The organism is Craterilacuibacter sp. RT1T (assembly GCF_023502145.1).
GTDB lineage: Bacteria > Pseudomonadota > Gammaproteobacteria > Burkholderiales > Chromobacteriaceae > Craterilacuibacter.
Genome location: NZ_JAMFLI010000038.1, coordinates 1 through 347, shown reverse-complemented (window position 1 = coordinate 347; position 347 = coordinate 1). Strand labels below are relative to the sequence as shown.

1 protein-coding gene is annotated in these 347 nt (G+C 63.4%); it reads right to left on the bottom strand.

All coding sequences use genetic code 11. The features are described from left to right. Positions 1–347 (bottom strand): VCBS domain-containing protein (locus M3P88_RS15855; protein ID WP_249616957.1); only part of this gene is annotated, 347 nt, incomplete at both ends.

Here is a 347-nt window from a genome sequence, read left to right as displayed (position 1 = left end):
GTCCCCTTGGCGTGATGACCGCACCGTCGTCCGTCCCCTTGATCGTGACTTCCACCGTGTGCTTGGTCCCGTCCAGCGCTTCCACGGTGAAGCTTTCCTTCAGCGTGTCATTCGCCGTCAGTTCCTGGGCCTTGGCGTTGTCCAGCTTGAACGTCCACTCACCCGTCTTCTCGTTGAAGCTGAAGCTGCCGTACGTGACTTTCACATCGGCTTGCGCCTTGAAGCCGCTCTGGCCCGCGTCCTTGTCCGTCACCAGCAGCGTGCCGCCGGTGCTCAGCGTGGTGTCTTCCACCACCAGACCCTGATCCGCGCCCGGCACGCTTGGCGTGATGACCGCACCGTCGTCC